General features: G+C 77.6%; 1 protein-coding gene. It reads right to left on the bottom strand.

What is annotated here, in order from left to right; translation table 11 throughout:
• Positions 1 to 10: 10 nt before the first annotated feature.
• Complete coding sequence (locus GVV04_RS26600; RefSeq protein ID WP_407938839.1) at positions 11 to 10,246, bottom strand: type I polyketide synthase; 10,236 nt, start codon at positions 10,244 to 10,246, stop codon at positions 11 to 13.
• Positions 10,247 to 10,367: the final 121 nt, after the last annotated feature.

The following is a 10,367-nucleotide window of genomic DNA, read 5'->3' as shown; positions in this document are numbered from 1 at the left end:
AACATGCCGGTCAGGCCGAGCCGAGTTCTTCGTCCAGGAAGCTGAAGATCTCCTCGGCGGACGCCGAGGACAGGCTCCCGCCGTCGTCGCCGGCGTCGTGGGCACCGGAGCCGGTGTAGGTCCACAGGGAGAGCAGTTCGCGCAGCCGGTCGCCGACGGCGACCCGGTCGGCGTCGCCGTCGGCCACGGTCCGCATGACGTGTTCCAGCTTGTTCAGCTCGCCGAGCACCGTCAGCGCGGACGTGCTCCGCTCGGCCAGCAGCTCGCCCCGCAGGTGCTCGACGAGGGCCGCCGTGGTGGGCCGGTCGTAGATCAGCGTGGACGGCAGGCGCAGGCCGGTGGCCGCGTTGAGGCGGTTGCGGAACTCGACGGCGGTGAGCGAGTCGAAGCCGAGTTCGACGAAGCCGCGCTCGACGTCGATGGACCGGATCGAGGCGTACCCGAGGACGGCGGCGGCGTGGGTGCGGACCAGGTCGGAGAGCACCTGGTCGCGGTCGGCCTCGGCGGTGGCGGCGAGGGTGTCGCGCAGCGCCGCCGCCGGGTCGCGCTCGGCGGCCCGGGCCGCGCCCGTGGTCGCCGGGCGGACCAGCGACCGCAGCACCGGCGGCACGGCGGCGGGCCCGTGCCGGCCGATCAGGGCGAGGTCGAGGTTCACCGGTACGACGACGGGATCGGCGAACCGCAGCGCCTCGCCGAAGAGGTCCATGCCCTCCTCGGCGGCGAGCGGGACGAAGCCGCCCCGGTTCATCCGGTCCTCGTCGACGTGCCCCGGCTGCCCGTCGCCGGTGTCGTTGGCCCACGGCCCCCAGGCCATGGACGTGGCGGGCAGCCCCCGGTCGTGCCGGTGCTGGGCGAGCGCGTCGAGGAAGCAGTTGGCGGCGGCGTGGTTGGCCTGCCCGGGGCCGCCGAACAGGCCGGCGGCGGAGGAGAACAGCACGAACGCGGCCAGGTCCAGCTTCTCGGTCAGCTCGTGCAGGTGCCAGGCGGCGTCGACCTTGGGCCGGAGCACAGCGTCGAACCGGTCCGGGGTGAGGGCGCCGAGGATGCCGTCGTCGAGCACGCCGGCCGCGTGCACCACGCCGGTGAGCGGCCGGTCGGCGGGGATCTGGTCGATCAGCAGGGCCAGCGCGTCGCGGTCGGTGACGTCGCAGGCGGCCACCCGGGCGGTCGTGCCCAGCTCGGCGAGTTCGTCGACGAGGGCCGCCACGCCGGGGGCGTCCCCGCCGGTGCGGCTGACCAGCAGCAGGTGGCGTACCCCGTGCCGGTCGGCCAGCCGGCGGGCGACCAGCCGGCCCAGCGCGCCGGTCGCGCCGGTCACCAGGACGGTGCCGGCGGCCAGGTCGGGCTCGGGCCGGTCGGCGGGCGGCGGGCCGAGCCGGGTCAGCCGGGGGACCCGGAGCTGGCCGGCGCGCACCGCGAGCTGCGGCTCGCCGGTGGCGAGCGCCGCCGGCAGCAGGTCGGCGGCGGCCCGGTCGTCGTCGACGTCGACGAGCACGATCCGGTCGGGGTTCTCCGACTGGGCGCTGCGCAGCAGCCCCCACGCGGTGGCGGCGGGCAGGTCGGCGATCCGGTCGCCCGCGTCGACCCGGACGGCGCCTCGGGTGACCACCACCAGCCGGGCGGTGGCGAGGGTGTCCTCGGCGAGCCACTGCTGGGCGAGCGCGAGGGTGCGGTGGCTGACCCGGTGGGCCAGCCGGGCCGGGTCCGGCTCGTCCGGGTCCGGCCCGCCGCAGGTGACGACCACCGCGTCGGGGACGGCGGCCCCGGCGCGCACCCCGGCGACCAGGGCGGCGAGGCCCGGGAACCGGTCGGCGGCGGGCCAGTCGTCGCCCAGGGCGGCGAGGTCCGGGGACCGGTCGGCGGCGGGCCGGTCGTCGCCCAGGGCGACCAGCCGGTACGGGCCGGCGGCGCGGGCCGCGTCGGGGGTGACCCAGTCGAGGCGGTGCAGGGACCGGGTGGCGGCGCGGCGGGCCGCGCTGAGCTGCTCGCCGGAGATGGGCCGCAGGACGAGGCCGGTGACGGAGGCGACCGGCGTCGCGCCGGTGTCGGTGACCGTCAGCGCGACCGCCCCGGAACCGGTGGCGGTGAGCCGGATCCGCAGCTCCCGGGCGCGGGTGGGCCGGATCGTCACGCCGGTCCAGGTGAACGGCAGGCCGGGCCGGATCTCGGGGCCACCCGTCGCGGGCGGCGGGGCTGCACCGCCGTCGGGGCCTGCTCCGGTTTTGGCGCCGGCTTGGGCTCCGGCACCGGCACCGGCACCGGCACCGGCGCCAGCGCCAGCTCCGGCATCGGCTCCGGCGACGCTGGCGCCGATGGCGTGCAGCGCCGCGTCCAGCAGCGCGGGGTGCACCGAGAAGGCGGTGGTGTCGGTCGCCGCGTCGGCGTCCAGGGCCACCTCGGCGAGGATGTCGGTGCCGGAGCGCCACGCGGCGCGCAGGGATCGGAACACCGGGCCGTAGTGGTAGCCCTGCTCAGCGAGGCGGGTGTAGAGCCCGTCGAGGGCGATCGGCTCGGCGTCGGCGGGCGGCCACACCGCCGCCGGGGCGTCGGCCGGGTCCTCGGTGGCGGTGAGCAGGCCGGAGGCGTGCCGCTGCCACTGCCGGGACCCGTCGGTGGCGTCGTCGGGCCGGGTGTGCACGGAGACCGGGCGGTGCCCGGTGTCGTCGGCCGGGCCGACCCGGACCCGCAGGTCGACGCCGCCCTCGGCGGGGATCGCCAGGGGCGCTTCCAGGTTCAGTTCGGCCACCGACGCGGCGTCGGCGTGCCGGCCCGCCCAGGACGCCAGCTCGACCAGCGCGGTGCCGGGCAGCAGCACGGTGCCCAGCACGGCGTGGTCGGCCAGCCACGGCTGGGCGGTCAGGGAGATCCGGCCGGTGAACAGCAGCCCCTCGTCGCCGGGCAGCTCGGCGACGGCGCTGAGCAGCGGGTGGTCGACGACGTCGAGGCCGACGGCGGGCAGGACGGCCCGGTGGGCGCCGGTGCGCTCCAGCCAGAACCGGTGCCGCTCGAACGCGTACGTGGGCAGGGCCACCGGGTCGGCCCCGGCGAGGATCCGGCGGTGGTCGACCGGCAGCCCGACGGCGTGGGCGGCGGCGAGGGCGGCCAGCAGCCGGGTCGGCGCGTCGCCGTCCCCGCGCAGGGTGTCCAGCACCTGACCGGCGACGCCGGCTGCGGCGAGCGCCCCGATCAGCTCGGCGGTCGACGCCGGGTCCGGCGACAGCGCCACGAAGGTGACGTGGCCGGCGGCGACGGCGGTCCGCAGGGCGGCGTCGAGGGAGCCCGGCCGGCGGACCCCGTCGGCCCAGTGGCCGGCGTCCAGGGACGCCGGGTCGACCCAGTCTCCGGTCACGGCCGACAGCAGGCGGGCGGTGCCCGGCTGCGGGGCAAAGCCGGTCAACTCAGCACGGAGGCGGTCGGCGACGGCATCGGCCGGGTCGGCGGCGGCGGTCCGGTCGGCGGCGTCGGTCCGGTCGTCGTTGGCGGCCGGGCCCGCGACGGCCCGGGCCCGCAGGGCGACCACGCGGGCCGCGTCGGGCAGGGACAGCACGCCGGCCACGCAGGCGGCGGTGACCTCCCCGTCGGCGTGGCCGAGCACGGCGGCGGGGGTGACCCCGGCGTGCCGCCACACGGCGGCCAGGGCGACGCCGACGGCGAAGGCGACGGGCTGGGCCAGCTCCGGCCGGTCCATCCAGGACCGGTCCGCGCCGGTCAGCAGGGCGGCCGGGTCGACGTCCAGCCAGGGGGCGAGGGCGGGACGGCAGTCGGCGAGCGCGTCGTCGAGGACCGCGCACCGGCCGACCAGCCCGGCCACCGCGTCGAGGGCGGCGCGGGCGTCCGGAAGGACGAACACGGGGCCCGACCCGTGGCCGGCGACGGCGCCGGTGAGCAGGTTGCCGGCCGGGGTGCCGGCGGCGAGCGCGTCCAGGCCGGCCAGCAGCTCCGGGGTGCCCGCGCCGAGCACCGCCGCCCGCCGGTCAAACGCCGACCGGGTGGTGGCCAGCGACCAGGCCACCGCCGCCGGGTCGAGCCCGGGGTGTTCCCGCACGTGCCGGGCCAGCCGGGCGGCCTGCGCGGCCAGGGCGGCCGGGGAGCGCGCCGACAGCGGCCACACCACCGTGTCGGCGGCGAGCAGGCAGGGGTCGGGCGCGGACGCGGGGGCCGCGTCGGCGTCGTCGGCGGCGGCGGGCAGCTCGACGACCACGTGGGCGTTGGTGCCGGAGATCCCGAACGAGGACACCGCGGCCCGGCGCGGCCGGTCCACGGCCGGCCAGGGGCGGGCCCGGGTGACCAGCTCCACCGCCCCGGACGACCAGTCGATGTGCGGCGACGGCTCGTCGGCGTGCAGGGACGCCGGGACGAGTCCCTCCCGCATCGCCAGCACCATCTTGATCACGCCGGCCACCCCGGCGGCGGCCTGGGAGTGCCCGATGTTCGACTTCACCGAGCCCAGCAGCAGCGGCTCGCCGCCGTCGCGGCCCTGCCCGTACGTGGCCAGCAGGGCCTGCGCCTCGATCGGGTCGCCCAGGACGGTGCCGGTGCCGTGCGCCTCGACGACGTCCACGTCGGCGGTGGTGAGCCGGGCGCTGGCCAGGGCCTGCCGGATCACCCGCTGCTGGGACGGCCCGTTCGGGGCGGTCAGCCCGTTGGACGCGCCGTCGGAGTTGACCGCCGAGCCCCGGACCACGGCAAGGATGCGCCGGCCCTCGCGCCGGGCGTCGGAGAGGCGCTGCACCAACAGCATGCCGACGCCCTCGGACCAGCCGGTCCCGTCGGCGGACGCGGCGAACGACTTGCACCGCCCGTCGGAGGCCAGCCCGCCCTGCCGGGAGAACTCCTGGAAGGCGGTGGGGGTGGCCATCACGGCCACGCCGCCGGCCAGGGCCAGGTCGCACTCGCCCCGGCGCAGCGCCGCCCCGGCCAGGTGCAGCGCCACCAGCGACGACGAGCAGGCGGTGTCGACGGTGACGGCCGGCCCCTCCAGCCCGAGGGCGTACGCGACCCGGCCGGAGATCACGCTGTGCGCGGCCCCGGTCATCAGGTACCCCTCGACGCCCTCGGGGACCTCGGTCAGCCCGGTGCCGTACCCGGAGGTGGACGCGCCGACGAAGACGCCGGTGCGGGTGCCGCGCAGCGCGGCGGGGTCGACCCCGGCCCCCTCCAGCGCCTCCCAGGACGCCTCCAGGGTGAGCCGCTGCTGCGGGTCCATGGCCAGCGCCTCGCGGGGCGAGATCTCGAAGAACGCGGGGTCGAAGTCGGGCACGTCGTAGAGGAAGCCGCCGGCCGGGGCCGATGCGCCGTCGGGGCCCTCGGGGATCTCCCAGCCCCGGTCGGTGGGGAACGCCGACACGGCGTCGACGCCGTCGGCGACGAGCCGCCACAACTCCTCCGGCCCGCCGACGCCGCCCGGGTACCGGCAGGCCATGCCGACGATCGCCACGGGCTCGTCGGCGTGCACGACGAGCGTCTCCCCCGCGTCGGCCGCGTCGCCCCCGAAGACCAGCTCGCGCAGGTGCGCGGCCAGCTCGGCGGGGGTGGGATAGTCGAAGACGACGGTGGTGGGCAGGCGCAGGCCGGTGGCGGTGTTCATCCGGCCCCGGAAGTCGACGGCGGTCAGCGAGTCGAAGCCGAGGTCCTTGAACGGTCGTCCGCGCAGCTCGTCGGGGGTGGCGTGGCCGAGGACGGCGGCGGTCTGCTCGTTGACCAGCCGCAGCAGGTCGCGTTCCTGGTCGGCGGCGGAAAGGCCGGCCAGGTGGCGCAGCGGTTCGGCGACGGCGCCCGGCGCGGGCGCGGCGGACTCCTCGGCGTCGAGCAGGGCCCGCACCTGGGGCAGGTCGCCGAGCAGCGGGCTGGGCCGGGCCACGGTGAACGCCGGGTGGAACCGGGCCCAGTCGACGTCGGCGACGGTGACGCATCCGGTGGGCCGGCGGGTCGCCCGGTCCAGCGCGACGAGCGCCCGTTCCGGGTCGATCGGGGGCAGGCCCATCCGGTTGAGCTGCGCGGTGGCCACGTTCTCGGCGGCCATCCCGCCCTCCCCGCCCCAGGCGGTCCAGGACACGGCGGTGGCCGGCAGTCCCCGGCCGCGCCGGTTGACCGCGAGGGCGTCCAGCAGCGAGTTTCCGGCCCCGTACGCGCACTGGCCGGCGCTGCCCCACACCCCGGAGATGGAGGAGAAGAGCACGAACGCGGCGAGGGGGCGGTCGGCGAGGCACTCATCGAGGTGCAGTGCGCCGAGCACTTTGCCGGCGACGACGTGGGAGAACTCGTCGAGGGTGGTCCCGGTCAGCGGGGTGAGCTGGTCGGTGCCGGCGGCGTGCACGACGGCGGTCAGCCCGGGCAGCGCGTCCAGCAGCGCGGCCACCGACGACCGGTCGGTCACGTCGCAGGTGGCGGCGGTGACCCGCCCGTCGGCGCCGTACCGTTCGAGCAGGTCGGCCACGGCGGGGGCGGCGGCGCCCCGGCGGCTGGCCAGCACCACCTGCCGGGCGCCCCGGTCCAGCAGCCAGCGGGTGACGTGGCCGCCGAGCCCACCGGTGCCGCCGGTGACCAGGACGGTGCCGCCGCTCCAGTCGACGGCGCGCGCGTCGTCCACGGCGGCGGGGGCCGGCACGAGCCGGCGGGCCCAGACGCCGCCCGAGCGGACGGCCACCTGGTCCTCGCCGCCGTCGGCGAGCACGGCGGCGAGTCGGCGGGCGACGGCGTCGTCCACGGTGGGCGGCAGGTCGACGAGGCCGCCCCACCGGTGCGGCTGCTCGACGGCGGCGGCGCGGCCGAGGCCCCAGACCTGGTTCTGCAACGGGTGCTCGACCTGGTCGGCGGGGGCGGCGGCGACCGCGCCGCTGGTGACGCACCACAGCGGCGCCACCAGGTCGAGGTCGGTCAGGGCCTGGACCAGCGCGAGGGCGGTGGCGGCGGCGAGCGTGACGCCCGGGTGCTCCGGCAGCAGCCGGTCCTGGCCGGCGACGACGAGCAGCACGCCGTCGACGGGCCGTTCGTCGGTGGCCTCCCGCAGCCGGGCGGCCAGCGCCGCCCGGTCCAGGTCGGCCCCGCCGACGGTGAGCGGTTCGGCGTCGGGCAGCAGGCCGGCCAGCCCGTCGGCCCAGGCGGGGGCGTCGGCGGCGGGCAGCACGACCAGCCAGCGGCCGGTGGGTGCGTCCCGGTCGGCGACCGGCACCGGCTTCCAGGTCACCTGGTACGACCACTCGTCGGCCAGCGTCCGCTCCCGGCGCGACCGGCGCAGCGAGCTGAGCACCGGCAGGGCCGGCAGCAGGGTACGCACGGCGTCGTCGTCGGGGTCGACGCCCAGCTCGCCGCCCAGCGTCTCGGCGTCGGCGCCCTCCAGGGCAGCCCAGAACCCGTCGTCGCCGCCCGAGGCGGTGGCCGTGGCGGCGGCGGGCGGCGGCTCGGGCCAGAACCGCTGGCGGTGGAACGCGTACCCGGGCAGTGGCACCCGCGCGATGTCGGCGCCCGCGAACAGGGCGGCCCAGTCCACGTCGACCCCGCCGCCGTGCAGCTCGGCGAGGGCGGCGAACGCGGAGCCGGGTTCGGCGCGGTCGCGGCGCAGCAGGGCGGTCGCGGCCCGGCCCTCGTCCCGGCCGGTGGCGGCGAGGATGTCGCGGGTGAGCGCGGTGAGCACCCCGCTCGGGCCCACCTCCAGGAAGGTACGCACGCCCATGGCGCACAGCCGGTCCACGCCGTCGGCGAACCGGACGGCCTCCCGCACGTGCCGTACCCAGTATTCGGGGGTGCGCAGGGCGTCGGGGTCGGCGACCTCGCCGGTCAGGTTCGACACGATCGGCAGCGTCGGCGGGCGCAGCTCGACCCCGCGCAGCACGGCGGCGAACTCGTCGAGCATCGGTTCCATCAGCGGGCTGTGGAAGGCATGGCTGACCCGCAGCGGGCGGGTCCGCACCCCCTGGTCGGCCCAGCGGCGTTCGAGTTCCTCCACGGCGTCGGCGGCACCGGAGACCACCACCGAGGCGGGGCCGTTCACGGCGGCGACGGCGATCCGGTCTTCGAGCCCGGCCAGGGCGGCCCGGACCGCCTCGGCGGGGAGCTGGACCGACAGCATCGCCCCGCCGGCCGGCAGGGCCTGCATCAGCCGGCCCCGGGCGGCGACGACGGCGGCGGCGTCCGGCAGGGTCAGCACGCTCGCGACGTGGGCCGCCGCCAGCTCGCCGATCGAGTGGCCGAGCAGGACGTCCGGGACGACCCCCCAGCTCTCCAGGAGCCGGAACAGCGCCACCTCGACGGCGAAGAGCCCGGCCTGGGTGAACAGGGTCTGGTTGAGCAGCGCGGCGGCCTCGCCGCCCTCGGGCGCGAAGATCACCGGGGCCAGCGGCCGGGGCAGGTGGCGGTCCAGCTCGGCGCAGACCTCGGCCAGCGCGCGGGCGAACACCGGGAAGGCGTCGGCCAGGTCGCGGCCCATGCCGCAGCGCTGCGCGCCCTGCCCGGAGAAGAGGAACGCGAGCTGGCCGCCGCGCGGCCCGCCCCCGGTGACCAGCCCGGGCGCGTCGTCCCCGGCGGCGAGCGCGCGCAGCCCGGCGAGCAGTTCGGCGTGGTCGGCGGCGAACAGTACGGCCCGGTGCTCCAGCCGGGCCCGGGTGGTGGCCGACGACCAGCCCACGTCGGTCAGCCGGAGTTCGGGGCGGGCGTCGAACAGGTCGGCCCAGCGGGTGGCCTGCCCGGCGAGGGCCGCCGCGTCGCGGGCGGAGAGCAGCACCGGCACGAGGCCGGCCCCGACGACCGGCGCGGACCCGTCGCCGGCCGACGTAGCCGCACCGGCCCCGGCGGTGGTGGCACCGGCGGTAGTGGCCCCGGCCGTGGTGGCCGCAGCCGTGGTGGCCGCAGTGCGACCGGCGTCGCCGTCCGCGCCGGGCTCCGCCGGCCCGGGGGCGGCCTCGGCCGGCGCCTCCTCGATGATCACGTGGGCGTTGGTGCCGCTCATCCCGAACGACGACACGCCGGCCCGGCGCGGCTGCTCCCCGGCCGCCCACGGCTGGGCCCGGGTCACCAGCGACACCGCGCCGGCCGTCCAGTCCACGTTGGGGGTCGGCTCGTCGACGTGCAGCGTCGCCGGCACCGTCTCGTGCCGCAACGCCATCACCATCTTGATCACCCCGGCGACGCCGGCGGCGGCCTGGGTGTGACCGATGTTCGACTTCACCGAGCCGAGCCACAGCGGCCGGTCCGCCGGCCGGCCCTGCCCGTACGTGGCGAGCAGCGCCTGCGCCTCGATCGGGTCGCCGAGGGTGGTGCCGGTCCCGTGCGCCTCCACCACGTCGACCTGCTCGGGCGAGAGGCGGGCGCTGGCCAGGGCCTGGAGGACGACGCGCTGCTGGGACGGGCCGTTGGGGGCGGTGAGCCCGTTGGACGCGCCATCCTGGTTGACGGCGCTGCCCCGGACCACGGCCAGCACGGGGTGCCCGTGCCGGCGGGCGTCGGAGAGCCGCTCGACGAGCAGCAGGCCGACGCCCTCCCCCCAGCCGGTGCCGTCGGCGGCGGCGGCGAACGACTTGACCCGCCCGTCGGCGGAGAGGCCACGCTGCCGGCTGAAGCCGATGAAGGCGGACGGGGTGGACATGACGGTGGCGCCGCCGGCCAGCGCCAGGGTGCACTCCCCCTGGCGCAGGGCCTGGCAGGCGAGGTGCAGGGCGACCAGCGACGAGGAGCAGGCGGTGTCGACGGTGACGGCGGGGCCCTCGATGCCGAGGGCGTACGAGATCCGGCCGGACACCACGCTCGCCGCCGTGCCGGTGAGGATGTATCCCTCGGTGCCGGGCGGCGGCGGCTGGAGCAGCGACACGTAGTCCTGGCCGGTGGTGCTGGCGAAGACGCCGACCTGGTGGCCGCGCAGCGCGGACGGGTCGATGCCGGCGTGCTCGAACGCCTCCCACGACGTCTCCAGCAGCAGGCGCTGCTGGGGGTCCATGGCGAGCGCTTCGCGCGGCGAGATGCCGAAGAAGCCTGCGTCGAAGTCGGTGGCCGAGTCGAGGAAGCCGCCCTCGGAGGCGTACGACGTGCCGGGGTGGTCGGGGTCGGGGTGGAACAGCCGGGTCAGGTCCCAGCCCCGGTCGGCGGGGAACCCGGAGATGGCGTCCTCGCCCGAGGCGACGAGCTCCCACAGGTCCTCCGGGGAGCGCACCCCGCCGGGGAAGCGGCAGGACATGCCGACGATCGCGATCGGCTCCCGGCTGGCGGCCTCAAGCTCGCCGAGCTTCCTCCTGGTCTGGTGGAGGTCGGCGGTCACCCATTTCAGGTACTCCCGAAGCGTATCTTCATTCGCCATTGCCGCCACCTCTTCGGGCCGGAACGACCAGTCGACCCAATACCGTCCACAGACGCCTCAAGCCGCGAAAACCAGAGCCCAT

The sequence above is a fragment of the Micromonospora rubida genome (genome assembly GCF_009908295.1).
In the GTDB taxonomy this organism is placed as follows: domain Bacteria; phylum Actinomycetota; class Actinomycetes; order Mycobacteriales; family Micromonosporaceae; genus Micromonospora; species Micromonospora rubida.
Note: the sequence above shows the minus strand (reverse complement) of the source record. Positions and strands in the feature narration are given on the sequence as shown.